Annotated in this window: 26 protein-coding genes and 2 riboswitches; of the genes, 13 read left to right on the top strand and 13 right to left on the bottom strand. The window is 68.1% G+C overall.

Annotated elements, in window-relative coordinates; genetic code table 11:
• The first annotated feature begins 8 nt into the window (after nucleotides 1-8).
• Nucleotides 9-147: riboswitch (FMN riboswitch) on the top strand.
• Between the two features lie 70 nt (nucleotides 148-217).
• The 3 genes from EII34_RS13965 to EII34_RS13955 all read left to right on the top strand — a co-directional run bounded on the left by EII34_RS13965 (nucleotide 218) and on the right by EII34_RS13955 (nucleotide 3,527).
• The gene (locus EII34_RS13965; RefSeq protein WP_124845782.1) at nucleotides 218-1,057 is read left to right on the top strand and encodes an ABC transporter permease; all 840 of its coding nucleotides are present in this window, start codon (nucleotides 218-220) and stop codon (nucleotides 1,055-1,057) included.
• Nucleotides 1,054-2,019, top strand: coding sequence for an ABC transporter substrate-binding protein (locus tag EII34_RS13960; protein ID WP_124845781.1), 966 nt, complete (start codon nucleotides 1,054-1,056; stop codon nucleotides 2,017-2,019). The genes EII34_RS13965 and EII34_RS13960 overlap by 4 nt, the downstream gene beginning before the upstream one ends.
• A 161-nt stretch (nucleotides 2,020-2,180) precedes the next feature.
• The gene (locus EII34_RS13955; RefSeq protein WP_124845780.1) at nucleotides 2,181-3,527 is read left to right on the top strand and encodes a dicarboxylate/amino acid:cation symporter; all 1,347 of its coding nucleotides are present in this window, start codon (nucleotides 2,181-2,183) and stop codon (nucleotides 3,525-3,527) included.
• A 7-nt stretch (nucleotides 3,528-3,534) separates the two neighbouring features.
• On the opposite strand, the gene EII34_RS13950 is transcribed toward EII34_RS13955, so the two are convergent.
• The 5 genes from EII34_RS13950 to EII34_RS13930 form a co-directional block, all read right to left on the bottom strand.
• The gene (locus tag EII34_RS13950) at nucleotides 3,535-5,655 is read right to left on the bottom strand and encodes an MMPL family transporter (RefSeq protein WP_124845779.1); all 2,121 of its coding nucleotides are present in this window, start codon (nucleotides 5,653-5,655) and stop codon (nucleotides 3,535-3,537) included.
• A gap of 58 nt (nucleotides 5,656-5,713) precedes the next feature.
• Complete coding sequence (glnA, locus tag EII34_RS13945) at nucleotides 5,714-7,135, bottom strand: type I glutamate--ammonia ligase (protein ID WP_124845778.1); 1,422 nt, start codon at nucleotides 7,133-7,135, stop codon at nucleotides 5,714-5,716.
• 95 nt (nucleotides 7,136-7,230) lie between these two features.
• Nucleotides 7,231-7,809 carry a TetR/AcrR family transcriptional regulator gene (locus EII34_RS13940; protein WP_124845777.1) on the bottom strand — a complete coding sequence of 193 codons (579 nt, stop codon included), beginning with the start codon at nucleotides 7,807-7,809 and terminating at the stop codon, nucleotides 7,231-7,233.
• On the bottom strand, nucleotides 7,806-8,588 hold the full coding sequence (locus EII34_RS13935) for an ABC transporter permease (protein ID WP_124845776.1): 783 nt from the start codon (nucleotides 8,586-8,588) through the stop codon (nucleotides 7,806-7,808). Before EII34_RS13935 ends, EII34_RS13940 begins: the two co-directional genes overlap by 4 nt.
• Nucleotides 8,585-9,328, bottom strand: coding sequence for an ABC transporter ATP-binding protein (locus tag EII34_RS13930; RefSeq protein WP_260425171.1), 744 nt, complete (start codon nucleotides 9,326-9,328; stop codon nucleotides 8,585-8,587). Before EII34_RS13930 ends, EII34_RS13935 begins: the two co-directional genes overlap by 4 nt.
• Before the next feature lie 49 nt (nucleotides 9,329-9,377).
• Between EII34_RS13930 and EII34_RS13925 the strand changes: the two genes are divergently transcribed.
• From EII34_RS13925 to EII34_RS13915, 3 genes are all read left to right on the top strand, one after another.
• Nucleotides 9,378-9,938, top strand: a complete 561-nt coding sequence (locus EII34_RS13925; protein WP_260425170.1) for a GNAT family N-acetyltransferase — start codon at nucleotides 9,378-9,380, stop codon at nucleotides 9,936-9,938.
• A 65-nt stretch (nucleotides 9,939-10,003) separates the two neighbouring features.
• The gene (locus EII34_RS13920) at nucleotides 10,004-10,459 is read left to right on the top strand and encodes a hypothetical protein (protein WP_124845775.1); all 456 of its coding nucleotides are present in this window, start codon (nucleotides 10,004-10,006) and stop codon (nucleotides 10,457-10,459) included.
• A gap of 55 nt (nucleotides 10,460-10,514) precedes the next feature.
• The gene (locus tag EII34_RS13915) at nucleotides 10,515-11,480 is read left to right on the top strand and encodes a DEAD/DEAH box helicase family protein (RefSeq protein ID WP_124845774.1); all 966 of its coding nucleotides are present in this window, start codon (nucleotides 10,515-10,517) and stop codon (nucleotides 11,478-11,480) included.
• A gap of 15 nt (nucleotides 11,481-11,495) precedes the next feature.
• Here EII34_RS13915 and EII34_RS13910 read toward each other — a convergent pair whose 3' ends face one another.
• The 4 genes from EII34_RS13910 to lipB are packed head-to-tail and all read right to left on the bottom strand — an operon-like array spanning nucleotide 11,496 to nucleotide 15,732.
• On the bottom strand, nucleotides 11,496-13,256 hold the full coding sequence (locus EII34_RS13910; RefSeq protein WP_124845773.1) for an ABC-F family ATP-binding cassette domain-containing protein: 1,761 nt from the start codon (nucleotides 13,254-13,256) through the stop codon (nucleotides 11,496-11,498).
• Between the two features lie 3 nt (nucleotides 13,257-13,259).
• The gene (locus tag EII34_RS13905; protein WP_124845772.1) at nucleotides 13,260-14,042 is read right to left on the bottom strand and encodes a DUF4191 domain-containing protein; all 783 of its coding nucleotides are present in this window, start codon (nucleotides 14,040-14,042) and stop codon (nucleotides 13,260-13,262) included.
• Nucleotides 14,042-14,995, bottom strand: coding sequence for a lipoyl synthase (locus EII34_RS13900; RefSeq protein ID WP_124845771.1), 954 nt, complete (start codon nucleotides 14,993-14,995; stop codon nucleotides 14,042-14,044). Before EII34_RS13900 ends, EII34_RS13905 begins: the two co-directional genes overlap by 1 nt.
• Nucleotides 14,992-15,732: a lipoyl(octanoyl) transferase LipB gene (gene lipB, locus EII34_RS13895; protein ID WP_395858096.1), complete on the bottom strand. Its 741-nt coding sequence runs from the start codon at nucleotides 15,730-15,732 to the stop codon at nucleotides 14,992-14,994. The genes EII34_RS13900 and lipB overlap by 4 nt, the downstream gene beginning before the upstream one ends.
• On the opposite strand from lipB, the gene EII34_RS13890 reads away from it, so the two are divergent.
• From EII34_RS13890 to EII34_RS13860, 7 genes are all read left to right on the top strand, one after another.
• On the top strand, nucleotides 15,731-16,861 hold the full coding sequence (locus EII34_RS13890) for a precorrin-3B synthase (RefSeq protein WP_185711353.1): 1,131 nt from the start codon (nucleotides 15,731-15,733) through the stop codon (nucleotides 16,859-16,861). The two genes, lipB and EII34_RS13890, sit on opposite strands and share 2 nt — an antisense overlap.
• Before the next feature lie 5 nt (nucleotides 16,862-16,866).
• Entirely contained in the window at nucleotides 16,867-17,517 is a 651-nt protein-coding gene (locus tag EII34_RS13885; RefSeq protein ID WP_124845768.1) for a precorrin-8X methylmutase, read from the top strand.
• On the top strand, nucleotides 17,514-19,007 hold the full coding sequence (gene cobJ, locus EII34_RS13880; RefSeq protein WP_124845767.1) for a precorrin-3B C(17)-methyltransferase: 1,494 nt from the start codon (nucleotides 17,514-17,516) through the stop codon (nucleotides 19,005-19,007). The genes EII34_RS13885 and cobJ overlap by 4 nt, the downstream gene beginning before the upstream one ends.
• Before the next feature lie 22 nt (nucleotides 19,008-19,029).
• A riboswitch (cobalamin riboswitch) is annotated at nucleotides 19,030-19,164 on the top strand.
• Between the two features lie 29 nt (nucleotides 19,165-19,193).
• Nucleotides 19,194-19,871, top strand: coding sequence for an energy-coupling factor ABC transporter permease (locus tag EII34_RS13875; RefSeq protein WP_124845794.1), 678 nt, complete (start codon nucleotides 19,194-19,196; stop codon nucleotides 19,869-19,871).
• Nucleotides 19,868-20,185 carry an energy-coupling factor ABC transporter substrate-binding protein gene (locus tag EII34_RS13870; protein ID WP_124845766.1) on the top strand — a complete coding sequence of 106 codons (318 nt, stop codon included), beginning with the start codon at nucleotides 19,868-19,870 and terminating at the stop codon, nucleotides 20,183-20,185. Before EII34_RS13875 ends, EII34_RS13870 begins: the two co-directional genes overlap by 4 nt.
• Nucleotides 20,163-20,924: a cobalt ECF transporter T component CbiQ gene (gene cbiQ, locus EII34_RS13865; protein ID WP_124845765.1), complete on the top strand. Its 762-nt coding sequence runs from the start codon at nucleotides 20,163-20,165 to the stop codon at nucleotides 20,922-20,924. The genes EII34_RS13870 and cbiQ overlap by 23 nt, the downstream gene beginning before the upstream one ends.
• A gap of 2 nt (nucleotides 20,925-20,926) precedes the next feature.
• Nucleotides 20,927-21,727: an energy-coupling factor ABC transporter ATP-binding protein gene (locus EII34_RS13860; protein WP_124845793.1), complete on the top strand. Its 801-nt coding sequence runs from the start codon at nucleotides 20,927-20,929 to the stop codon at nucleotides 21,725-21,727.
• Here the strand turns inward: EII34_RS13860 and EII34_RS13855 are convergent.
• From EII34_RS13855 to cbiE, 4 genes are all read right to left on the bottom strand, one after another.
• A complete protein-coding gene (locus EII34_RS13855; RefSeq protein ID WP_124845764.1) occupies nucleotides 21,708-22,256 on the bottom strand; it encodes a DUF1707 and DUF4870 domain-containing protein in 549 nt (182 codons plus the stop codon). The two genes, EII34_RS13860 and EII34_RS13855, sit on opposite strands and share 20 nt — an antisense overlap.
• A gap of 88 nt (nucleotides 22,257-22,344) precedes the next feature.
• Entirely contained in the window at nucleotides 22,345-22,746 is a 402-nt protein-coding gene (locus tag EII34_RS13850; protein WP_124845763.1) for a pilus assembly protein TadG-related protein, read from the bottom strand.
• A gap of 9 nt (nucleotides 22,747-22,755) precedes the next feature.
• On the bottom strand, nucleotides 22,756-23,499 hold the full coding sequence (cobM, locus tag EII34_RS13845) for a precorrin-4 C(11)-methyltransferase (RefSeq protein ID WP_124845762.1): 744 nt from the start codon (nucleotides 23,497-23,499) through the stop codon (nucleotides 22,756-22,758).
• Entirely contained in the window at nucleotides 23,496-24,701 is a 1,206-nt protein-coding gene (gene cbiE, locus EII34_RS13840) for a precorrin-6y C5,15-methyltransferase (decarboxylating) subunit CbiE (RefSeq protein ID WP_221620312.1), read from the bottom strand. The genes cobM and cbiE overlap by 4 nt, the downstream gene beginning before the upstream one ends.
• Nucleotide 24,702: the final 1 nt, after the last annotated feature.

Here is a 24,702-nt window from a genome sequence, read left to right as displayed (position 1 = left end):
GTCTCGGGTGACGCATCCGGGGTCGGTGAAAGTCCGAACCGGCGGTGACAGCCCGCGACCCTGAGGATTCCGCACCCGTGGAGCCCGATGGTTGATCTGGTGGAACTCCAGAGCCGACAGTCAGAGTCTGGATGGGAGGCTGCGTCGTCGGTGCCGCCCCGCTCGGGGTGCGCCCGTCGTTCGCGCCCCGGATCCTGCAGAAAGGACCGGGGTTCTCGTGACTGCCGAACGTACCAGGCGTGGCCGCCTCATCGCGAGGATCGGCCTGTGGTCGGCCTATCCGGCTCGCACCCGTCCCCTCGGGATGCTCGCCCGCTGGGTCCCGCCCCTGGTGGCCCTGGCAGTGCTGCTCCTGGTCTGGTGGGTCGTCGCGCAGCAGGTCCCGGCCAACATCGTCGCGGACCCGGTCCGGGTGGCCGAACGGTTGCTGCGGTGGACCGGCACCGGTGTGGCATGGCGTTACCTGGTGCCGACCCTCGGTGCCGCCCTGCTCGGGTCGGCGGTCGCCGTGCTCATCGCTCTGCCGCTGGGATACGCGGTGGCCCACTCCCGGCTGCTGGCCGCCGTCGCGGAGCCGTTCATCGCGTTCTCCCAGACGGTGCCCCTGGTGGCGGTGGCGCCCCTGCTGGTGCTGTGGGTGGGATACGGAACCTTCCCGATCGCGCTGCTGTGCGCCGTGATCGCCTTCTTCCCGATGGTCACCACCACCGTTCTCGGTTTCAGGGCGCTCGACATGCGAACCATCGAGACCGCGTGGTTGGACGGGGCCAACGGCTGGCAACGTCTGGTCCACGTGGAGGCCCCCGTCGCGGCCCCTGCCGTCCTGGCCGGGGTTCGGGGCGGGGTGGTGCTGTCCATGATGGGGGCCATCGTCGGGGAATTCGTCATGGGCGGCCATGGGCTCGGCACCCTGCTCACCATCTCCCGCGAGGCCGCTGACACCACAGGGGTCTTCGCCGCGGTGATCCTCATCTCACTGGCCGCGGCCGGGCTCGCCGCGCTGTTGCCCTTCGCCGAGCGGACCAGTGCCCGTCGACTGGAAGGAACCACATCGTGAAACTCAACCGCCGTGCCCTGATGCTGGGAGCCGGCCTCGCCGGTGCCGGTCTGGCGGGCTGCGCCCGGACCGATGGACACAGGACGGTCATCGGGTTGACCTACATCCCCAACATCCAGTTCTGCGCGTTCTACCACGCCGTCGACGCGGGCCTGTTCGCCAAGGCCGGTGTCGACGTGGAGCTCCGCCACCACGGGGCCCAGGAGGGCCTGTTCACCGCCCTGGAGGCAGGGGAGGAGCAGGTGGTCTTCGCCTCCGTCGACGAGGCGGTCCTCGCCGCTGCTGCCGGGCTCGGCACGCTGCGGGTCTTCGCCTCCTGCTACCGCACCTACCCGGGCCATGTGCTGGGTGGTCCTGCGGTTCGTGACCTGACGGACCTGAAGGGGCGGCGTCTCGGGGTACCGGGACGGTACGGTGCCTCCTGGTTGACCGCGCTGGCCGCCCTGCACCGGGCCGAGCTGTCGCAGGACGAGGTGGAGATCGTCGAGATCGGCTGGACCCAGGTCGCCGCACTCACCTCAGGAAAGGTGGACGCCGCGATCGGTTTCATCAACAACGAGGCGGTCCAGCTGGAACAGCTGGGGTTCGGTGCCGCGGTGCTCGATGCGGTGGATCCGCTGGCACCGGATCTTCTCGGGCCCGGGTTGATGACCCTGGCACAGCAGGTGGAGGGCACCACACTCGCACGGATCGTCGAGGCGGTCGTCGAGGCGGAGCAGCAGATCATCGCCGACCCCACGAAGGGGATCGAGGCCGCGCTGTCCCGTATCCCGACCCTGGCGGAACCGGAACAACGTGCCGCGGCCGAAGGGGTGCTGGCCGCCACCATCAAGCTCTGGGACGAGGGGAGCGGGGTCGACCTCGGCGTTCCGGCGGAGACCCTGCAGCGGACGGAAGCCTTCCTGCACCGGGTCGGTGCCATCGAGCAGGTGCCCGGTGACCTGCTGCTCCAGGTGCCCTGATTTGGAACAGTCCCGACCACGAGCTATGTTGTCCCCCATGCCTCTGCTCCTGGTGACCCGTGTCTGGGTCGATCTGCGCCTGCAGGCAAGCTGCACCTGTTGCTGACCCAGCCGTCGACGTCGAGTCCAGGTCCCAGTTCATCCACACCCAGGAGCAGTCCATGTCCACGACCCAGAGTGCACCCCCGCGTGCCGTGAAGAAGAAGCATCCACTCGCCCGGTTCAGCAACCAGATCATCCTCGGCCTCGTCATCGGGGTCCTGCTCGGCTGGGCGGCAGTCGCCCTCGGACCGGTGGACGAACAGCCGAACTGGCTGACATCGACACTCAAGCAGACCGGCAGTGCCTACGTCGGATTGTTGAAGCTGCTCGTCGTCCCCCTGGTCTTCACCGCCGTGATCTCCTCCATCGCCCGGCTGCGGGAGGTCACCAACGCGGCCCGGCTCGCCGTCTCGACCCTGCTGTGGTTCGGGATCACCGCGTTGGCCTCGGTGCTGATCGGGTTGCTCGTCGGTTTCGTCTCCAGCCCTTGGCTGACCGCCGGGGTCAGCGGCGAGGCGGCCAAGGCACCCAGCAGCATCGGCTCCTGGACCGCTTTCCTGACCGGGTTGGTCCCCACCAACTTCCTCGGTCTGGAGGTCTCGGTGAAGACGGCCGGGGATGCGGTGACCGCGACACCCGGATTCAACGTGCTCCAGGTGCTGGTGCTGTCCATCGCACTCGGCGTCGCAGCGCTCAAGGTCGGAAAGCAGGCCGACTCCTTCGTGGCCTTCGCCGAGTCCGCCCTGGCCGTGGTGCAGAAGGTGCTGTGGTGGGTCATCAGGTTGGCCCCGATCGGTACGGCTGCGCTGATCGGCCACGCTGTCGCGGCCTACGGGTGGAAGTCCATCGCCTCCCTCGGTGTGTTCGTCGTCGCCATCCACGTCGGGCTCATCCTGGTCTGGGTGGTCGTCTACCCCTTGATCCTGCGTGGCCACGGCCTGAACGTGGTCCAGTTCTACCGCAACATCTGGCCCGTCATCACCCTGGGTTTCGTCACCCGTTCCTCGATGGGTGTGATGCCCGTCACGGAGCAGGTCACCGAACGCAACCTCGGGGTGCCGCGCAGCTATGCCGCCTTCGCGGTGCCACTCGGGGCGACCACCAAGATGGATGGCTGCGCAGCCATCTACCCGGCACTGGCCTCCATCTTCGTGGCACAGTTCTACGGCGTCGAGCTGGGGGTCACCCACTACCTGCTCATCGTCATCGTCTCGGTCCTGGGCTCGGCCGCCACGGCCGGCACGACAGGCGCCACGGTGATGCTGACCCTGACCCTCTCGACGCTGGGGCTTCCGCTGGAGGGCGTGGGTCTCCTCATCGCGGTGGACTCCATCATCGACATGAGCCGCACCGCCCTCAACGTCACCGGGCAGGCCTTGGTGCCGACCATCGTCGCGAAGCGGGAGGGCATCCTCGACCGGGAGGTCTACGAGGCCGCCCCCAGCTTCGACGGCGCCAGGATCTGACCCCGGATCACCGCTCCGCGCGGCCGAGTTGGCTGGGCCACCAGATGGTCCGGCCGATGTCGAGGCCCAGCGCAGGGACCAGCAGGGTGCGCACCAGGAAGGTGTCCAGCAGCACCCCGAAGGCGACGATGAAGGCGATCTGGAGCAGGAACAGGATCGGGAGCACCGCGAGGGCCGCGAAGGTCGCCGCCAGCACGAGACCTGCGGAGGTGATGACCCCGCCGGTCACCGACAGGCCACGCAGGATTCCTTCGCGGGTGCCGTGAGCCAGGGCCTCCTCCCGGACCCGGGTCATGAGGAAGATGTTGTAGTCGATTCCCAGCGCCACGAGGAACACGAAGCCGAACAGTGGCACCGACGGATCGGCTCCGGGCAGGTCGAGCAGGTGGTTGAACACCAGCGCCGAGACCCCGAGAGCGGTGCCGAAGCTCAGGGCCGTCGTCGCGACGAGCAGGACGGGGGCGAGGACACAGCGCAGCAGCAGGATCAGGATGGCGAGGATCACCCCCAGCACCAGCGGGATGATCACCACCCGGTCGCGTTGTGACGTGGTCCGGGTGTCGAGGTCGACGGCCGAGGCGCCGCCCACCTGGGCCCTGCCCGCGAGGTCCGCACGCAGCCCGGAGATCGTCTCCAGCGCGGCGTCGCTGTCCGGGATGTCGGTCAAGGTGGCGAGCAGCATCACCTCGCCGTCGCGCACCGTCGGCGGGGGAGCGGGGGTACCGGGCGGGCCGAGCGGCTGGATGCCCTCCGAGGTGACCGGGACGCTGCCCGAGGGGGAGTCGGCCGAGAGCACCGAGACCGAGTCGATCCCGGGGTTGGCCAGCAGGAGATCGGCCACCTCCTGAAGGTCGCCCTCGGTCGTGCTCACGTAGGCGGGGGACCCGGAGCCGCCGGGGAAGTGCTGGGCCAGTCGCTGTTGTCCCTCACGGGCCTGTGAGGCACCTAGCACGAACTCGCTGACGGGGACCCCCTGCGCCTTGAGGGTGGGGGCGAATGCGGCACCGAGGGCAAGCACGGCGATGCAGCTGATCCACACCTTGCGTGGGCGCGCCGCGATCCAGGTGCCGATCCGGGCGTATCCACCCGTTCCCGACTCCTCCTCAGCCCCGTCATCGGCGCGACGTGGGGCACGGGGCCAGTACGCGATCCGGCCGAGCAGGAGACCGAATGCAGGCAGCAGGGTGAGTGAGGCGAGCATCGCGAAGGCGATACCGATCGCGGCCACCGGTCCGAGGGAACGGTTCGAGCCGAGGTCGCTCAGCAGCAGGCACAACAGGCCTGCGATCACGGTGCCGCCCGAGGCGAGGATGGGTTCCACCGTCCCCAGCCATGCGGCCTTCGTGGCCGCGAGTCCGTCGGGACGACGTCCCAACTCCTCGTAGTAGCGGGCGGTGTAGAGCAGGCTGTAGTCGGTGGCCGCACCGATGACGAGGATGAAGAGGATGCCCTGGGTCTGTCCCGTGATCGTCAACACCCCCCACCTGGCCAGCCACCAGTTGGCGAGCAGCGCGGTGGCAAGGGCGAAGACACTGGTCAGCAGGACGACCAGCGGCAGGATCACCGCACGGTAGACCAGGACCAGGATGACGAGGACCACCGCCAGGGTGACCGCCAGCAGGAGACCATCGATACCGCTGAAGGCAGCTGCCAGGTCGCTGGAGAGGGCGGCCGGGCCCGCGATGTCGAAGTCGACCGTTGCTGGCAGTTGCTCCCTGAGGGCGGTCCGCAGGAGATCGAGCGAGTCCGAGACGTCTGCGTCCTGACCCACCCCGACGAAGACCTGGACGGCCAGCCCGTCCTCGGCCGGGATCGGTGGGGAGACCGAGACCACTCCGTCCACATCCGACAAGGCCGTGGCCGCGGTGGAGATCTCCTGCAGGGTCTGTGGGGTCAGGGCTTCGTCGTCATGGATGACGACGAAGGCGGGGATCTGGTCATCACCCACGAACTCGCGGTACTTCTCCCCGACCACCGTCGCCTCGGCGGTCAGTGGGAGGAAGGCCTCCTGGTTGTTCTCGGCCACCTCGGAGATCCGGCCGAAGTACGGGCCACCGACGCCACCGACAGCGAGCCAGGCAACGACGACGAGGAGTGGGGTCAGGGTGCGGAGCAGCAACGGACGCATGCCTGGAGCCTACTGAACAAGTGCAGCGGACAGGCAGTCGGACATCCGGTGATGTTGCTCAGAGTGCGTAGTAGAGCTCGAATTCATAAGGATGCGGGCGCACCGCGATGGCCTGGATCTCCGCACGTTTCAACTCGATCCAGGTCTGGATCAGGTCCGGGGTGAAGACATCGCCGGCGAGGAGGAACTCATGGTCGGCCTCCAGGGCATCGAGCACGGCACCGAGGTCCTCGGGGACCGTCGCCACCTGGGCGTGCTCATCCGGTGGCAGCTCGTAGAGGTCCTTGTCGATGGGCTCGGGGGGTTCGATGCGGTTCTGGATGCCGTCGAGGCCGGCCAGCAGGATCGCGGCGAAGGCCAGGTACGGATTGCTGGAGGGGTCCGGGCAGCGAAACTCGATGCGCTTGGCCTTCGGGTTCGATCCCGTGATCGGGATGCGGATGCAGGCCGAGCGGTTCCGTTGTGAGTACACCAGGTTGACCGGGGCCTCGAAGCCCGGGACCAGGCGGTGGTAGGAGTTCACACTCGGGTTGGTGAAGGCCAGCAGCGCCGGGGCGTGCCTGAGGATGCCACCGATGTACCAACGTGCCAGGTCGGACAGGCCGGCGTAGCCGTTCTCGTCGTGGAACAGCGGTCGACCCTCGCTCCACAACGAGGAGTGGCAGTGCATGCCGGAGCCGTTGTCCCCGAAGATCGGTTTCGGCATGAAGGTCGCCGTCTTGCCGGCCTCCCAGGCCGTGTTCTTCACCAGGTACTTGAACTTCATCACGTCGTCAGCGGCCTTGAGCATCGTGTCGAAGCGCCAGTTGATCTCCGCCTGTCCGGCGGTGCCGCACTCGTGGTGGGCCCGTTCGACCACGAGTCCGGCATTCTCCATGTGGCGCACGATGTCGTCGCGAAGATCACCGAAGTGGTCGACGGGGGCGACGGGGAAGTAGCCGCCCTTGTACTTCACCTTGTATCCCCGGTTGCCCCCGTTCTCCACCCGTCCGGTGTTCCATGCCCCTGCCTCGGAGTCGATGTGGTAGTAGGAGGAGTTCGCCGTGGTGTCGAAACGGATGTCGTCGAAGACGTAGAACTCGGCCTCGGGGGCGAAGAAGGCGGTGTCGGCGATCCCGGTCGATGCCAGGTAGGCCTCCGCCTTGCGGGCGATGTTCCTGGGGTCGCGGCTGTAGGGCTCCTTCGTCAACGGGTCGTGGACGAAGAAGTTGACATTGAGGGTCCGGGACCTGCGGAAGGGGTCGACGAAGGCCGTGGTGGGATCCGGCAGCAGGGCCATGTCCGATTCGTGGACCTTCTGGAAACCGGTGATCGACGACCCGTCGAAGCTCAGGCCCTCAGTGAAGACCTCAGGGCCGAAGGAACCCGCCGGGACGGTGAAGTGCTGCATCACACCGGGCAGGTCACAGAAGCGGCAGTCGATGGTCTCGATGCCCTCCTCCTTGACGTAGGCCAGGAACTCCTCAGCGCTTCGGAACATCTTTCCTCCAGGTCGAACGAGTGGTGGGGGTGCACCCCGGGCGTCACCCTATGGGTGGTAGTTTGCCTCATTCTTGCACCAGAGTAACGGGGGTGTTACAGCTCACCCGTGAGGTGGCGCTGCAATGTCGGGGCGAGCAGGTCGATCACCTCGGCCGATGTGAGGCTGGCCAGGGGTTCGATTCCGACGATGTGTCGTGCGACGACCATCCCGACGAGTTGGCTGCCCACCAGGGCGGCGCGGAGCCTCGCCTCGTCCTCGGGGAGGCCGAGCTGCTGGGCCAACGGTCCCAGGATCATCCGGGTGGCGTATCCCTCGAGTGGGGAGTGGGAGCTGGCGAGTGCCCGCCGCACCACTGCCTTGAGTGCCGGGGCGGCCGGGGAGGTCCACACCTGCTCCATGGCACGTGCCAATTCGGTCCCCCACCGTTCGACGGGGAATGTCAGCACCCGAGTGGCGGCGTGTCCTGCCTGGATGCCGTTGTCCATCACGGCCTGGAAGAGTCCTTCCTTCGACGTGAAGTAGTGGTGGATCAAAGCGGCATCCACCCCGGCCTGTTTCGCAATGGCCCTGGTCGAGACCGATTCGAAGGAGCGGGAGGCGAACAGGACCGCTGCGGCATCTCGGATCCGCTCCTTGGTGCGTTCGGCCTTCGAGGGCTCGGGCGGGGTCATCGGGTCCGCCTCGGCATCGAGACGGCGGCAGTGGCCAGTGCGAGCAGGGCGGTACCGGCGAGCAGGGCGAGGCGCAGCCAGGAGCCACGGCCCAGTTCAGGTGTCTCGAGCATCTCCTGCACCACGTCAACCGCCCAGGTCATCGGCAACCACTCGGTGATGGTACCGAGGAACTCGGGCATCTGGTCCTTCGGCACGAGGAGTCCGCAGAGGAACACCTGTGGGGTGATGAAGACGGGCATGAACTGCACGGCCTGGAACTCGGTGCGGGCGAAGGCGGAGGCCAGCAGCCCGAAGGCCACCCCGATCACGGCGGAGAGCAGGGACAGCAGCAGGAAACCCCAGGCAGGACCCTCGATCGCCACGTCGAGGGGGCCGAGCAGGAGCAGGACCGACAGCAGGGACTGGACCACGGCGAGCAGGCCGAAGACCACTGCGTAGGAGGCGATCAGGTTCCAACGTCGAAGCGGCGTGGTCAGAAGGCGTTCCAGGGTGCCCGAGACGCGTTCCCGCAACATCGTGACGGAGGTGACGATGAACATCAGGAACATCGGGATCACCGCCAGCATGATCGGGCCGATCGTGGCGAAGGGGCCGGGGCGGCCGGGTGGGGTGGGGACGTCGACGAAGACCTGGTGGAGCAGGAGGAGCAGCAGGGGAGGGACGACCAGGATGAGTGCCACCGCACGTGGGTCCCCGCGCAGCTGGGCCGCGATGCGACGCACGGTGGCCAGGGAGGATGGGCGACGGGAGTGCTCGCGGCTACGGGTCGTGGTCATGCCTGCTCCTTGATCAGGGTCAGGAAAGCGGCTTCCGGGCTGGGGGTGCCGGTGCGCTCCTGGAGGGTGGTGACCGGTTCGTGGGTGAGGATTCGGCCCTCACGCATGAACAGCACGGAGTCGCAGCGGCTCGCCTCGTCCATGACGTGGCTGGAGATCAGCAGGGTGACACCGTCTTCGGCGAGTTCCCGGAAGAGTCGCCACAGTGCCTCTCGGGTGAGTGGATCGAGCCCGACGGTGGGCTCGTCCAGGACCAGTACCTCAGGGTCACCGACCAGGGCGCAGGCCAGTGAGGCGCGGCTGGCCTGTCCGCCGGAGAGCCGGTCGACGCGACGCGAGGCCAGGTCGTCGAGGCGGACCCGGTGGATCGCCGTCAGTGCTGAGGCTTCGTCTGCGCCGAGCAGGCCCGCGAAACAGCGGACATTGGCCAGCACGGTGGCATCGGTGTAGATGCTCACCGCCTGTGAGGTGTAGGCCATCCGATGACGTAGCCGTGGGTCACCGACGGGGAGTCCCAGGACGCGGGCGGTTCCTGAGGTGATGCGTTGCACTCCCAGCAGGCTGCGCATGAAGGTGGTCTTGCCGCAGCCGGAGGGGCCCAGGAGACCAGTGATCGAGCCCCGGTCGAGTGAGCAGGAGATGCCGTGGAGGACCTCCGTGCGGCCGCGGTGCACCACGAGGTCCGAGACCTCGATGCCGAGTTCTCCGGAAGTGAATTCATCAAACGATGATTTCATCATACGATGAATTCTATCCCGCCGGAGTTGATGGGGCAATAGGGTTGCGGACATGCCAGTGGAAGATCGTCGGGACCACACCATGCCGGATCCGCACCTGCGCCCACTGCGGTCAGGGGATGCGTCGCGGGTGCTGGAGGCCTTCGCTGAACCCGACATGTCCCGGCAGGGCCATGTCGAGAACCTGGCGGATGCGAGGTGTTACATCGAGCGACTGTGTGATCCTGACGGCGTGCATCGGGCCTTCGCGATGGTCGGGGAGGATGACGAACTGCTCGGACTGGTCGCCGTCGCGATCGACGGGGAGAACCGGAACGGTTGGTTCTTCTACTGGACGCACCCCGAGGGGCGGGGAAGGGGATGGACCGGACGGGCCGCCGCCACGATCGCCCACCATGCCCTGACCGTGCTGGGGCTGGAACGTCTCGAGCTGGGGTATCGCGCCAACAATCCCGCCTCCGGCGGGGTGGCCCGGGCGGCAGGTTTCGTGCAGGAGGGTCTGGAACGGGGCAAGTTCCTGGTCGACGGTGAACGTCTCGACGTCGTCACCTGTGCCCGCCTGCTGACCGACCCTGCCCCGACGACCCCGTTGCTGCGGCTGAACGATCGGTGAACCCAGACCGGCCATGACTGGCTGTGACAGGATTTCGACCATTGATGAAGAGCGAGGAGGCATGGATGAGTGGTCATGGTGGCCCAACCCCTGAGGAGCGGTTGGAGGAGTTGCGGGCTGATGCGGTGGAGGAATTGGCTCGGATTGATCGGGATCGGGAGACGGTGCGGTTGATCGGGCTGGGGTGGGATGATCAGAGGATTGCTGAGCGGTTGGGGCGGCGGTTGGGTGTGGTGCGTTCGATCCGTGATCAGGTGGCCCGGGGGGAGAAGGTTCGTCCGTTGAGCCCGCGGGAGTTGGGGCTACGGCGAACGGTGGGGGAGATCAGTACGCAGGAGATGATGGAGCAGTTGCGGGCATGGCCGTACACCTTTGGGGAGCTTCATTACGACTTCTACGACGGGGGTTCCTGGGATGAGGTGATTGGCTTACGGGCAGTGGGGCACATCACCCGTGAGGAATGCGCAGAGCTGAGAACCTTCGCAGACCGTCTTCGCCCCGCAGATGAGCAGCCTGAGTGATCGGACCGAGGCCCAGGTCAAGGGCTTGGTGAAGCGACTTGCCCAGACCCATTCAGTGTCCTCGGCTCTGGACGAGGAGAGTTTGTGGGGCAGGCTCCATGATGAGATCGTTCAGGCCTACCAGGCTCGTGCGAAGCGTGAGGCGGTCCGTGAGGGGCGGGCGATCATCATGGCGGGGGCTCCGGGGGCGGGGAAGAGTCAGGGGGTCGCAATGGTGCGGCAGGTGTTGGGGCCGCAGGAGTCGCAGCGGTTGGGTGTGGTGGAGGACGGGTTCGTCACGGTTGATGCTGATGATGTCAAGCAGTTGTTGCTCGGTACCCCGGTGGCGGGGTTGGAGGTTGCTCCCGAGTTGTTGGCCCAGGCCTGCAGTCACTGGGACGGTGTGATTGCTGAACATGCGCCGGAGCGGCTGGCTGATGGGAGGCCGTTGTTGCGCGGGGAGTTGGCGACGCTGGTTCACCCCTTGTCCGCCGCAACAGCAGACAAGATCCGGAAGGAACTCGTTGCTGATTGCTTCAACATCAAGATTGAGGGGACGTTGCAGTGGATGGAGCCCTCCGGGATGGGGCAGGGCCCGAGGCTGATCGATCAGTTGCGGGCCGAGGAGTACGTTCAGGTGAGCATTGTGGCGGTGGATGCGCCGAAGGAGCTCTGCCTGGCCGGAGCACACCAGCGGTGGGCTGAGCCCCGGAAGGTGGGAGATGTGACCGCCCGGTACACCCCGGCCGAGGCGGTGGAGTCAATGTTTCCGCCCGGGCGGGCCAGCAGCCGGTGTGTTGACAATGCCCGGATCACCCATGATCTGGTTCGAGGTGATGCTGGGTTCGAGGAAGTGAACCTGTTCATCGCGCATCGGGGAGAACGTCCCGCGGTGGAGCATGTTGATCGGGCGGGGAAGACGCGGCTCCTCCCCGTTCCGGGACAGCCGCCCGGGACACGAACAGCTTCCGCCGGTCTCAGAGGGAGTCAAGGGGTCGGACAGGACCAACTCCGGACGCAACCCCCGAACCGGGGACGCTGAGCGCCAAGCTGGAGGTCAATCCTCGGCGGCCTCGAGCCAGGCGTCCTCCAGCTCGGACCTGAGGGCCATCGCCGTCTTCAGCTCCGCATCGAGGGCTGCCAACCGCTCATAGTCGGTGGCGGCCTCGGCCATCTGGGCGTGGAGCTCATCGATCCGCTGCTCCGCCTTCGCGAGCTGGGACTCCAGCCGGGCGAGTTCCTTCCGGCGCTGTCTCGCCTCGGCGGCATCGGAACGCGTTTTGGTCGGGGCAGGGGTCGGGGAGGAGAGGGCCTCGGCTGCTCGACGCCGTCGTTGCAGGTACTCCTCCACCCCACCCGGCAGCAACACGCAGGACCCGTCACCCATCAGTGCGTACGAGTGGTCGGTGACCCGCTCCAGGAAGTAGCGGTCGTGACTGACCACGATGAGGGTTCCCGGCCAGGAGTCGAGATGGTCCTCGATGACGGTCAGGGTGTCGATGTCGAGGTCGTTGGTCGGCTCGTCCAGGATCAGGACGTTCGGTTCCTCCAGCAGCAGGCGCAGGAACTGCAACCGCCGCCGCTCCCCACCGGACAGGTCCCCGATCCGCGCCATCAACCTGTCCCCGGTGAAGCCGAACTCCTCCAGCAGGGTGCTTGCCGATGCCTCACGTCCCGTCGCGAGTTTGGTCTGCTGTTTCAGCCGGGTCACCGACTGCAGCACCCGGTCCTCGTCGTCCAACTCACCCACACTCTGGGACAGGTAGCCGACCCGCAGGGTCGTCCCCCGCTTGATCTTGCCACCCTGCACCTCACGAACCCCGGCCAGCAGATCCAGCAGGGTGGTCTTGCCCGCGCCGTTGACCCCGACCAGCCCGATCCGATCCCCCGGCCCGATGGACCAGGTCAGGCGGTCCAGCAGCACCCGCTCGCCGACGGTGTGGGACACGTTGATCAGGTCGAACACGTCCTTGCCGAGCCGGGAGACCGCGAACCTCTCCAACGCGAGCTTGTCCCTGGGAGGTGGCACATCGCTGATGAGTGCCTCGGCCGCATCGATGCGGAACTTCGGTTTCGAGGTGCGGGCAGGGGCGCCACGACGCAGCCAGGCGAGCTCCTTGCGGGCCAGGTTCTTCCGCCTGGCCTCGGTGGCCGCAGCCTGGCGTTGCCGTTCCACCCGGGCCAGGACGTAGGCGGCGTAGCCGCCGTCGTAGGCGTCCACCACGCCGTCGTGGACCTCCCAGATCCTGGTGCACACGGCGTCGAGGAACCAGCGGTCGTGGCTGACCACCAGCATCGCCAGGCCTGCCCGGATCCGCCCCTGCAGGTGCTCGGCCAGGAAGGCGATGGCCTCCACGTCGAGGTGGTTGGTGGGCTCGTCCAGCACGATGAGGTCGTGCTCACCGAGCAGCACCTCCACCAGGCCGACGCGACGACGTTCCCCGCCGGAGAGGGACTCGATGGGACGGTCGAGATCCACCCCGGCCAGCAGTGCCTCGACGATGGCGCGGCGGTCCGCCCGGGCGGCGTAGACATGGTCAGCGGCCCCGTCGAGCACGACCTCACGGATCGTCTCGCCCGGCCGGGAGACCTGGTGCTGGGTCAGCACCCCGACGGATGCGGAGTTCGCGACCGTCACCCGGCCCTGATCCGGGACGAGGTCCCCGGTGAGGATCCGCAGCAGGGTGGTCTTGCCGTCGCCGTTGCGCCCGACGACACCGATCACCTCACCCGCACCCAGCCCGAGGCTCACACCATCGAGCAGGGTACGCGTGCCGAAGGCGTGCGAGACGCCCTCCAGATTGACCAGGTTCGCCACGGGTCAGCGACCACGCATCGCCTGACGGGCCCCCTTCATGCCGCCCTTGCCGGTGGGCATGGGACCCTTCGGCATCGGCAGCTTCGGACGCATCGCGTCGAGGGCCTTCAGCCGGGCCTCCACCTCGACGACCTTCGCCGCCTCCAGTGCCTTCGGCAGTTTCTTGATCTCGTCGGCCAACTTGTCCAGCGGCACCTGACCGCCACCCTTGCCGACGACGAAGGTCACCACATTGACACCGTAGGCCACCTGCTCGTGCTTCTTCTTCTCGGAGGCGAGCAGTGCCTTGAGATGCTTCGGATCACCCTCACCGATCAGGACGAGACCACCCGGGCCGATGGCCCGGTGCACCACATCCGCGCTGTCGCGGTTCCGGGTCGCGGCGACGACAGGGGTGTACTTCCACTTCTTGCCCAGCATCTGCATCGCCAGCTCCGCAGATCCGACCTGGCCGTCGTAGCGGGCGTAGGCCGCCCGCTTGGCGCGTCGGACGAAGATCCACATCGCCACCAGCATCCCGACCATCACGCCCATGATCCCCCACATGATGGGGGCCTTCAGCAGGAAACCCAGCACCAGGAACAGCACGAAGGGTCCGAGCCACGCGGCGAGGAGGATCCACGGCAGCCTCGGGTCGTGCTTCTTCGTGATCTTGTAGGTCTCACGGATCTGACGCAGCTGCCCCCAGTCCGCAGGGTTGTCGGAATTCTTGCGACGGAGCTTCTCGGCCTTCGCCTGCTCCTTCTGCTTGCGTGCGAGCTCCTTGGCCCGTTCACTTCGCGCCATCACTTGTCCTCGGCCTTCCGTGCAGCCTTCCTGCGCTCTTCCATTGCGGTCCGGTACAGCCTCCCGGCGCGGTACGAGGAACGCACGAGCGGCCCGGACAGCACGCCAGAATATCCGATCTCCCGGGCCTCCTCGGCCAGCTCGTCGAACTCCTCGGGTGGTACCCAGCGCTCGATGGGGTGCAGGGTCGGTCCGGGACGCAGGTACTGCGTGATGGTGATGAGCTCGGTGCCGGCGTCGAACAGGTCCTGCAGGGCCTGGGAGATCTCCTCACGGGTCTCACCCATGCCGAGGATGAGGTTGGACTTGGTCACCAGCCCGGCGTCGCGGCTCATGGTGAGCACGTCCAGGGAGCGTTCGTAGCGGAAGCCGGGACGGATCCGCTTGAAGATCCGCGGCACCGTCTCCACGTTGTGGGCGAACACCTCCGGCCTGGTCTCGAGCACCTGGCCGACCAGATCCGGTTTGCCCGAGAAGTCCGGGGCCAGCATCTCCACCCCGACCCCCGGGTTGACGGCGTGGATCTGTCGGATCGTCTCCGCGTACAGCCACGCTCCCTCGTCCGGCAGGTCGTCGCGACAGACCCCGGTCACGGTGGCGTAACGCAGCCCCATCTTCTTGACCGAGGCGGCCACCCGCAACGGCTCGGCGGGGTCGTATCCCTCCGGTTTGGCCGAGGTGATCTGGCAGAAGTCACACCGACGGGTGCACTGGTCGCCACCGATGAGGAAGGTGGACTCACGGTCCTCCCAGCACTCGAAGATGTTGGGGCAGTTCGCCTCACGACACACGGTGTGCAGATCGGCGTTCTGGACGATCTGCTGCAGGTCCTTGTAGTTGGGGCCGGTGTGGGCGGTCGTGCGGATCCATGCAGGTTTGCGTTCGATCGGGGTCTCGGCGTTCTTCGCCTCGATCCTCAACAGACGACGCCCGTCAGGCTGTACAGCAGTCACCTGCCGGATACTACCTCTTCCAGCATGTCCTCAAGATGAACGCGCAGGTGGGGCTCCAGGTCGTGCGCCACCTGCGCGACGTCCCAGTCGCCGGGTAGTTCCTCCGCGAGGGAGGTCACCCCGGCATCACTGATCCCGCACGGGACGATGTTGGCGAAGGCCCCGGCATTGGGGAGCACGTTGAGGGCGAAACCGTGCATCGTGGTGCGGCGGGCCACCCGGATGCCGATGGCACAGATCTTGCGTTCCAGACGTCCCGGTGCGGCGGGCAGCCACACGCCGGTACGGCCGACGATGCGGTGGGCGGGTACGCCGAGCTCGGCGAGGTAGTCGATGACGGCTGCCTCGAAGCGACGCACGGGTTCGACCACCCCCACCCCCTCCGGCAGCGGGAGGATCGGGTAACCGGTGAGTTGACCGGGACCATGCCAGGTGATCTTTCCGCCCCGGTCCACGTCCACGACGGGGGTGCCGTCGAACGGGCGCTCCAGCGGAAGCGTCGCGCGACCCGCGGTGTAGACGGGTTCGTGTTCCAGCAGGATCACGTGCCCACCCCGTTCCCCGGCGGCGACGGCCCGATGTATCTCACGCTGGTGGTCCCAGGCCTCCTGGTAGCCGCTCAGGAAGCGTTGCGGGCCCAGTCCTCGGTGTTCAAAGGTCAGCACCCGCGACATGGTACGCGCCAGTGGTGACCCCGGCATCAGTGCGTCACCGGCGATGGGCACAATGGGGCGCATGACCAGAATCGTCGAACGTGACCGCTGCCCGGGCCTGCTCAGGCCTTACCGCACCGTGGATGGAAACATGATCCGGCTCCGGCTTCCCGGAGGCCTGGTCACCTCCGCCCAGCTGATGCAGGTGGCCGAGCTCGCCTGTGCGTTCGCGAATTCCGAGGTGCAGATCACCAGCCGGAACAATCTCCAGATCCGTGCCCTGCCCGATCCGATCCCGTGCGAGTTCACCGAGGCGGCCTTCGCCACGGGGCTGATGCCCTCCCCGGCGCATGAGCGGATCCGTACGGTGGTGTGCTCCCCGCTGACCTCGATCGCCCCCGTGCACGCGGATCTGTCGCGGCTGGTGCGTGACCTGGACGCCGCGATCATCGCCGATGCGCAGCTGCCGAGGCTGCCCGGGCGCTTCCTGTTCGCCCTGGACGACGGTTCCGACGACGTGCTGGGGGAGGACTTCGACCTCGGGTACCGGGCCCTGCCACACGGGCAGGGAGTGGTCTTCGTCGGAGGATGCGACGCGGGCCGACGCATCGCGGCCGAGGCGGCGGTGCCGACCCTGCTGGAGCTGGCCCATCGGTTCCTCGCCGTCGCCGAGGCCGGGGAGAAACCCGCCTGGCACATCCGGGAGCTGCCGAACCCGGCAGAGCTGCTCGACGGCATCGGGCAGCCCTGTGACATCCGACGTCCCGCCTCGGAGCACCCCTTGCCGTTCGGGGCCGTGGCAGGGGCCGCCCACGTCGGGATCCCCCTGGGCATGCTGGACCTGGCCCAGGCGGCGACGATCCACCACCTTGCCCCCGAGTGCGGCAGCGGTGGGGTCGTGGTCACCCCGTGGCGTTCCGTGCTGATCCCGGGAGCCGCCGACCGGCTCGACGAACTGGCCGCGGCGGGGCTGGTCACCGCCCTCGGATCGGTGTGGCAGACCCTGACCGCCTGCTACGGCAAGCCCTGCAACAACGCACTCGTGGACACCCGGGACATCGCCTGGGCCGTGGCGCGTCAGCACCCTGAGGCCTTTCCCGAACTCGTCCACCTGTCAGGCTGCGACCGGGTGTGTGGGGAGCCGGGCGGGCAGCACGTCGGCCTCGTCGCACCCAGGGACGCGACATCGGTGCTGGAGGCTGTCGTAGGGTGACCCGCATGACCACGCGCCCCACCCGTCGTTTCGACTACGAGACGAGCGGCTCCGCCATCTACACCGAGTCCTTCCGCCGGATCAGGCAGGGAGCCGATCTCAGTGCCTTCACCTCGGAACAGGCCCAGGTGGCGGTCCGCATGATCCACGCCGCGGGGGATCTCGACCTGCCCCGGCACATCGTCTTCCACCCCGAGCTGGTGACGGCGGCTCGTACCGCGCTCCGGGCCGGGGCGCCGATCTTCGTCGATGCCCACATGATCGACTCGGGCATCACCCGACGTCGTCTTCCCGCCGACAACGAGGTGCGTTGCCTGCTGCGTGACGACCGGGCGGCCGAGTTGGCGGCCGAGTGGGGCACCACTCGGTCCGCAGCGGCGGTCTCACTGTGGGGGCAGGACCTGGCGGGAGCGGTCGTCGCCATCGGGAACGCCCCCACCGCCTTGTTCCACCTGCTGGAGATCATCGCCGACGGGGGGCCGAGACCTGCCGCCGTCATCGGGGTCCCGGTCGGTTTCGTCGGCTCCGCCGAGTCGAAGCAGGCCTTGGCCGACAGCGATCTCGGGGTGCCGTGGCTGGTGGTGCACGGCCATCGCGGTGGTTCGGCGATGGCGGCCTCGGCCGTCAACGCCCTGGCCAGTGAGTCCGAGCTGTGAGCGGCACCCTCTGGGCGGTGGGCGTCGGCCCCGGTGATCCCGAACTGTTGACCCTCAAGGCGGCTCGGCTGCTGCGGGAGGCGACCGCGGTGGCCTGCTTCAGTGGGCCGGGCAGGACCTCGAATGCGCTCACCATCGCCCGTGAGCACGTGGTGGCGCCGGTGGTGACCTTCGAGTACCCGGTCACCACCGGGACCACCGACCACCCGGGTGGTTACGACGGTGCGATGACGGAGTTCTACGACGCTGCCGCGACGCGACTGCGTGCTCTTCTGGCCGAGGGCGACGTCGTGCTGCTCGCCGAGGGTGACCCACTGTTCTACTCCACCAACATGTACCTGCTGGACCGTCTGGCAGACCTCGACTGTCGCGTCGTTCCCGGTGTCACCTCCGTCCAGGGGGCCACCTCGGCGGCCGCGACGGCGCTGTGCCGCCACGAGGACGTCGTGACGATCCTGCCCGGCACCCTGCCCGAGGAGGAGCTGGCCTGGCGGCTGGCCACCAGCGATGCCGCCGTGGTGATGAAACTCGGCCGGACCTTCCCGAAGGTACGTACCGCACTGGCCTCGGCGGGTCTGCTGGAGCGTGCCGTCTACGTGGAGCGTGCCACCTGGGGGGAGCAGCGGGTGCTGCCGGCCGGTGAGGTGGACCCCACAGCGGTGCCCTACTTCTCACTGGTGGTCGTCCCCGGTGTCGACCGGCGGGCCGACGACGCGGGCCGTCATGCTGCGGCTCCAGTGGATCCGGTGCCCTCGGGAGCAGCGCTGGTCCACGTGGTCGGGCTGGGACCGGGGCCGACGAAGTGGCTGAGCCCCGAGGCGACCGAGGTGCTGGCCCGGGTCGATGCCGTCTACGGCTATGCCCCCTACGTGCGTCGAGTGCCTGCCCGCCAGGGTCTGGAACTGCATCCCTCTGGCAACACGGTCGAGGTGGAACGTGCCCGTGAGGCTCTCGACGCCGCACTCCAGGGGCGTCGGGTGGCGATCGTCTCCGGCGGCGATGCCGGGGTGTTCGCGATGGCGGCCGCGACCTTCGAGGCCGCCGAGGACGAGCGCTACCGGGACGTCGAGATCCGTGTGGTGCCCGGGATCACCGCCGCACAGGCCGCGGCGGCGCTCGCCGGTGCCCCGTTGGGGGGTGACTTCGCCTGCGTCTCACTCTCGGATCGGCTGAAACCCTGGGACGTGGTGGCGGACCGACTGCGGTACCTGAGCCGTGCCGACATGGCGGTGGCGATCTACAACCCCCGCTCCCATGCCCGTCCCGGGCAGCTGCACGAGGCGAAACGGGTGCTGTTGGAGGAGCGGGACCCGTCAACCGTGGTGGTGCTGGCCCGTGACGTCGGGCGGGTCGAGGAGTCGTTGACGGTGACCACCCTCATCGATCTCGACCCCGAGGTGGTGGACATGAAGACGCTGGTCATCATCGGTTCCTCCCTCACCAGACGGACCTCGAGGACAAGGGTGTGGACCCCACGCTTCGTGGACTGACCACGGGCCACGGGGCAGTGATCCTGACGTGAGAGGATGCGATACGCTCGTGGCAGCGTGGGTTCGTCACGAGGAACACCGGTGTGAGTCCGGGGCTGTCGCGCAACTGTGAGCCAATCCCGGCGAGCCAGGAACTCGTCCCACGCCCTCGGGTGAGGCGCTGGACCTCACCGGAAGGAGTGCATGATGCACATCGCGGAGGGGTTCCTACCCCCGATCCAGGCCGCCGCGTGGTTCGCGGTCTCCACACCCTTCGTCATCCACGGCGCGATGGCGGTGGTCAAGCAGGTCCGCAAGGACCCCGAGTCCAAACTCCTGCTCGCGGCGGCCGGTGCCTTCACCTTCGCCCTGTCGGCCGTGAAACTGCCGTCGGTCACCGGCTCCTCCTCACACCCGACGGGTACCGGAGCCGCTGCGATCCTGTTCCGCCCACCCGTCGTGGCCTTCATCGGCACTCTCGTGCTGCTCTTCCAGGCCATCCTGCTGGCTCATGGTGGTCTCACCACGCTCGGGGCCAACGTCTTCTCGATGGCGGTCGCCGGGCCTTGGTGCGGATACCTGATGTGGGTGTCGTTCCGGAAGGTGAACAAGGCACTGGCGGTGTTCCTCGCGATGGCCGTCGCCGATCTCGCCACCTACGTCGTCACCTCCTTCCAGCTCGCCGTCGCCTACCCGGGGGCGGACGGGAACTTCGGGGCGTCGTTGGGCAAGTTCGCCTCCGTGTTCGCGGTCACCCAGATCCCGCTGGCGATCGCTGAGGGAGTGCTGGGCGTGCTGCTGTTCGCCTTCCTCACCAAGGTCGCGGGTCCCGAGCTCACCCGACTCGGGGTGTTCACGAAGAAGGAAGTGGAGGCTGCGGCATGAAGCTCAACACGTGGGGCGTCATCGGTGGCGTCGTCATCCTGGTCCTGTTGTTCTGCATCCCCTTCTACACCGCACCCCAGGACTCCGAGTTCGGTGGGACCGACGCGGCCGTGACCGAGTTCCTCGAGGAGAACGGCGCGAAGCCGTGGTTCGAACCCATCGCACCCCCGGCCGGTGGCGAGATCGAGTCCGGACTGTTCGCCATGCAGGCGGCTCTCGGTGCCGGCATCTTCTGCTACGCCCTGGGACGGATGTCCGGGAAACGGAAGGCCGAGCAGGAGGCCCTCGCCGGTGGCGAGGATCAGCGGAATTGACGAGGCCGCGTGGGCCAGCCCGTGGCGTGGTATCCCGGTGGGGACCAAGGTCATCTTCTCGATGACACTGGTCATCATGGCACTGCTCGCTCCGCCCTGGCCCACCGCGGTGCTCATCACCGCCCTGGGGTTGGGAGTGTTGACGACTGCCCGGATTCCCGGCCGGTTCGTCGCAGCGGCCTTCGGCGTCCCCGCCGTCTTCATCGTGCTCGGTGCCGCATCGGCGACGGTGACCCTGGGCGAGTTCGAAGGGCCGGGGTGGCGCTGGGGGATCCTCGGGATCCGACAGGCCGATGTCGGGCTCGGCGTGGGGTTGCTGCTGCGTTCGGTGGCGGGCACCTGTGCCGTCTTCGTGCTCGCCATGACCACACCGATGGTCGATCTGCTGGCCTGGCTGCGACGCTGCCGGGTCCCGGCGCCACTGATCGAGGTGGCCTCGCTGATGTACCGGATGATCTTCATCGCGTGGAACTCACTGCTCGAGGTGCGCCAGGCACAGCAGCAACGTCTCGGGGGGACCGGCTCCCCACGGGATCGTTTCGCCGAGGCAGGAAGGCTCGTCGGGTCCGTCGCGGTGAGGACCTGGTTGGCCTCGGCCAGGCTCGCGGACGGGCTGGCCATCCGAGGGCACGAATCACACCTGACGACGTTGCCGCCACGCCGCCAGCCGCACCGGATCCCGGGATGGGCAGCGGCTGGGGTGGTTCTGATCGTGGGGGTGGCGTTGTGGGTCCGTTGAGGATGGCGGCGCGTGGTCTGTCCGCTGGTTACGAAGGTCGTGAGGTCTTGAGCGGACTGGACCTGGCGGTTCCCGCCGGAGCACGTCTGGCGCTGCTCGGGGCCAACGGCTCGGGCAAGACGACACTGCTGCGCACCCTGGCCGGAGCACACCGACCGCAGCAGGGCCAGGTTCTCCTCGACGACGTGCCCGTGGCCTTCGACCGGGCAGGGCTGAGGGAACACCGTCGCCGGGTCCAGTTGGTGTTGCAGGACCCGGACGACCAGCTGTTCTCCGCCGATGTGCGTCAGGACGTGAGCTTCGGCCCCTTGAACCTGGGGATGAGCGCCTTGGAGGCGGCGGACGCCACCGATGCCGCACTGGCGGCCCTCGGCATCGAGCACCTGGCGGAACGTCCGACCCACCGGCTGAGTTTCGGGGAACGCAAACGGGCAGTCATCGCCGGGGCGCTCGCCATGGACGTTGACGTGTTGCTGCTCGACGAGCCGACCGCCGGTCTGGATCCCGCCGGGGTGGATGCCCTGCTGGGGACGCTGCGGGACGTGAACGAGACGGGGACCACGGTGATCTTCGCCACCCACGAGGTGGACGTGGTCCTGTCCTTCGCGACCCATGCGGCGGTGATGATCGGCGGGACCCTGCGTCAAGGGGAGGTCGTGGAGCTGCTGGGAGATCGGGACCTGCTGTCTTGCGCCCATCTGAGGCAGCCGATCCTGCTGGAGCTGGCGCATGAACTCGGCTGGGACCAGCCACCGGTCACCGTCGCAGGAGCAGTGGCCAGGATCACCGGCGGGAGTCCCTGACGGGGCGGAACCCGGTCACCCGGGTGATCGGGTTCTCCCACTCCTCGCCGTGGTGGGCCTTGACGGCCCCCAGGATGGTGAGGGCCAGCCAGGTGATGCCCCACAACGCCGCCGGGAGCTCGAGCCCGATCACCGCCATCAAGCTGACCGCCATGAAGACGGGGATCGCCAGCAGTTGGAAGTTGAGCGCCTTCGTCGCCTCCCGGTGAGCGGGGCTTCCGGCCTCGGCCGCCATGTAGGCCAGTGCGGGCAGGATGGGGCCGGAGATCAGGGCTGAGAGATGGATCAGCATCCCCGCCTCACTGCGGCCACTCGTCACCGGGGTCACCATCCTGGTGGTCGTGGCCGGGACGACCGGGGACGCGGGCAGGTCCGCGATGGCCAGCCTGACCTGACTCAGGCTGTTCGCCGTCAGGATGAGATCCAGCCGGTGCTCCAGGTCCGATTCAGTGATCCTGCCGTCGGCGTAGGCGCGCTGCACGCGGTCGATGGCGTGGTCGAGGGTGCTCTCCGGAATGGTCTCGGGCATGGTTCCAGCATGTCCTGGAAGGAAGGGGTGCGGTATCGGGGAGCATCCCTGAGTTCCCCCGGAATCAGCCCCGGGTGCTCTCGGGGCCTCACCGTTGGGTCCCGTCGACGGCCGAGGTCAGGTTGGCGGCACCCTCTGCCTCGACGGCGATGTTGGAGATCCCGATGATACCGAGGAACATCGTGTCGTAGTTGCCGCTCACCGTCACCCGGACGGAGGTGGCCGAGGTGAAGGTCATCCTTCCCGACATCCCGGCGGCAGAGACGTAACCCAGGGCGGCACGACGGGACAGGGAGGGATCCAGCACGAGACGCCCGTCGTCGAGGACCACCTGCTGCCCGGCCGAACGGGCCGCCTGCGCTGCGATGGCGCGCGCCTCCGCCTGTTTCCCGGCATGCCCGGCGAAGTCGACGCCGAGCCCGATGGCCACGATGAATCCGAGCAGCGAGGCCGCCGCCCACACGGTGATCGACCCACGCTGGTCCGACATACCAGCAGCCTATCGCTGCGGGGCGCACCGTGAGCTGTAGAGGTGGGATTCCACGAAGTCCGCCGCCCTGAGCGCCTCACCCACGAGGATGATGGCGGCCTGTCTGAGTCCGGATCCCAGCGCGGCCTCGTGCATGTCCTCGACGGTGGTGCGGATGACGGTCTGGTCCGGCTGGGTGGCGTTGCCGATGATCGCCACCGGGCAGTCAGGGCCGTAGTGGGGGAGGAGCTGGGTGCGGAGCCTCTCGGTGTGACGGATCGCGAGGTGGAGGGCGAGCGTGGCCCGGGAGGCCGCGAGGTGCTCCAGCCGCTCCGTCTCCGGCATCGCCGTCGAATCCTTCTGGGCCCGGGTCAGGATCACCGTCTGGGCCACCTCCGGGACGGTGAGTTCCTTGCCGAGCAGGGCTGCCGCCGCTGCGTAGGCGGGCACCCCGGGGGTGACGTCCCACGGCACCCCGGCCGCGTCCAGACGTCTGGTCTGTTCCGCGATCGCCGAGTAGATCGACGGGTCACCCGAGCAGAGCCGGGTCACGTCCTTGCCCTCCCGGTGGGCCCGCACCAGGTGCTCGGTGATGGCGTCCAGGTTCAGGTGCTGGGTGTCGATCCGTTCGGTGTCCGGTGCGCAGTGGGCCAACACCTGGTCGATGTAGGTCCCGGCGTAGAGACAGACCTGGGAGGTGCGGATCAGCTCGGCACCTCGCAGGGTGAGCAGATCGGCGGCACCCGGTCCGGCCCCGATGAAGTGAACGGTCATGACTGCTCCTTCGTGACGCAGTAACTGGTGATGTGACGGCTGGGCTGCCAGCCCCGGAACGATCCCAGGGGACGCAGTTGCTCCATGTGCAGCCGGAGCAGTTCCCCGCCGTGCCTGGCGTGGAGCTCGGCCAGCAGGGCCTCGGTCTCCAACGTCACGGAGTGGATCACGAGCCGACCCCCGGGACGCAGTGCCGACAGGGCCGAGGTGACGGCGTCGCGGCTGCAACCGCCCCCGAAGAACACCGCGTCGGGTCGGGGCAGCGACGGGTCCTGCAGCAGTGAGGCGGCATCCCCGACCCTGACGTCGAGCCGGTCACCCACCCCCAACCGGGTGGCATTGCCCCGGGCCCGGGCGGCCCGGTCGCCGCGCTTGTCGAACCCGACGGCCCGCGCGCGATCCGCCGCACGGCACCAGGAGATGGCGATGCTGCCGGAGCCCAGACCGACGTCCCAGAGCACCTGGCCGGGTGCCGGGGCCAGGGCGGCCAGGGCGACCAGGCGCATCGGCTGCCTGGTCAGCTGCCCGTCGTTGGTGAACGCGGCATCGGGCAGCAGTGGGCCCGGCACCAGGGGCTGCACCGGGTGGGAGAACTCCACGGCCACCACGTTGAGCCGGGGCAGGGTGGTCCCGGTGCGGGCCAGCTCGGCGGCCTCGAACTCGTTCCGGGATTCCTCAGGGGTGCCGAGATCTCCCAGCACCGTCAACCGTGAGGCTCCCCAGCCCTCTGCGGTGAGGATGCGGGCCACCTCGGCGGGGGTGTGTTCGTCGGCGGAGAGCACCAGCAGGCGTTCCCCCGGGGCCGCCAGCGCCAGCACCCGGTGTGGGTCGCGCCCCACCAGGGAGATCCAGGAGGTGGTCTCGGCCGACCAGAGCATCCGGGCTCGCGCCAAGGTCTCGGAGGACAGACCGGGATGGACCCGGATCCGCTGCGCACCCAACTCCTCGATGAGGGTGGTGGCCACCCCCGAGAGCAGGGGATCACCGGTGGCCAGCACCACCACGTCGTCACCGAGCCGGGAGAACAACGGCTTCAGGCCGTTTCGCAGTGGCTTCGGCCAAGGCACCCCGCGTTCGGGATCCGGCAGCATCGCCAGGTGACGGGGGCCACCCACCACCACCGGGGCGGCCTCCACCCGGGCCCGCAACTGCTCCGGCAACTCCGCGAGTCCCTCGGCCGGGACCCCCACGACATCGATCACG

Source organism: Arachnia propionica, from assembly GCF_003859805.1.
Taxonomy (GTDB): Bacteria; Actinomycetota; Actinomycetes; order Propionibacteriales; family Propionibacteriaceae; genus Arachnia; species Arachnia propionica_C.
The sequence above is the reverse complement of the archived record's forward strand: the minus strand, read 5'-3'. Positions and strand labels throughout refer to the sequence as shown.

Bases quoted from the DNA above. Each gene is read 5' to 3' on its own strand.
- cobM (WP_124845762.1), bottom strand. From the start codon at position 23,499: ATGACCGTTCACTTCATCGGGGCCGGACCGGGTGCCGCCGATCTGCTC.
- EII34_RS13890 (WP_185711353.1), top strand. From the start codon at position 15,731: ATGACCAGAATCGTCGAACGTGACCGCTGCCCGGGCCTGCTCAGGCCT.
- EII34_RS13940 (WP_124845777.1), bottom strand. From the start codon at position 7,809: ATGACCCCGCCCGAGCCCTCGAAGGCCGAACGCACCAAGGAGCGGATC.
- EII34_RS13875 (WP_124845794.1), top strand. From the start codon at position 19,194: ATGCACATCGCGGAGGGGTTCCTACCCCCGATCCAGGCCGCCGCGTGG.
- EII34_RS13905 (WP_124845772.1), bottom strand. From the start codon at position 14,042: ATGGCGCGAAGTGAACGGGCCAAGGAGCTCGCACGCAAGCAGAAGGAG.
- EII34_RS13930 (WP_260425171.1), bottom strand. From the start codon at position 9,328: ATGATGAAATCATCGTTTGATGAATTCACTTCCGGAGAACTCGGCATC.
- EII34_RS13850 (WP_124845763.1), bottom strand. From the start codon at position 22,746: ATGTCGGACCAGCGTGGGTCGATCACCGTGTGGGCGGCGGCCTCGCTG.
- EII34_RS13855 (WP_124845764.1), bottom strand. From the start codon at position 22,256: ATGCCCGAGACCATTCCGGAGAGCACCCTCGACCACGCCATCGACCGC.
- EII34_RS13950 (WP_124845779.1), bottom strand. From the start codon at position 5,655: ATGCGTCCGTTGCTGCTCCGCACCCTGACCCCACTCCTCGTCGTCGTT.
- EII34_RS13920 (WP_124845775.1), top strand. From the start codon at position 10,004: ATGAGTGGTCATGGTGGCCCAACCCCTGAGGAGCGGTTGGAGGAGTTG.
- EII34_RS13955 (WP_124845780.1), top strand. From the start codon at position 2,181: ATGTCCACGACCCAGAGTGCACCCCCGCGTGCCGTGAAGAAGAAGCAT.
- EII34_RS13935 (WP_124845776.1), bottom strand. From the start codon at position 8,588: ATGACCACGACCCGTAGCCGCGAGCACTCCCGTCGCCCATCCTCCCTG.
- lipB (WP_395858096.1), bottom strand. From the start codon at position 15,732: ATGCGCCCCATTGTGCCCATCGCCGGTGACGCACTGATGCCGGGGTCA.
- EII34_RS13860 (WP_124845793.1), top strand. From the start codon at position 20,927: ATGGCGGCGCGTGGTCTGTCCGCTGGTTACGAAGGTCGTGAGGTCTTG.
- glnA (WP_124845778.1), bottom strand. From the start codon at position 7,135: ATGTTCCGAAGCGCTGAGGAGTTCCTGGCCTACGTCAAGGAGGAGGGC.
- EII34_RS13925 (WP_260425170.1), top strand. From the start codon at position 9,378: ATGCCAGTGGAAGATCGTCGGGACCACACCATGCCGGATCCGCACCTG.
- EII34_RS13885 (WP_124845768.1), top strand. From the start codon at position 16,867: ATGACCACGCGCCCCACCCGTCGTTTCGACTACGAGACGAGCGGCTCC.
- EII34_RS13870 (WP_124845766.1), top strand. From the start codon at position 19,868: ATGAAGCTCAACACGTGGGGCGTCATCGGTGGCGTCGTCATCCTGGTC.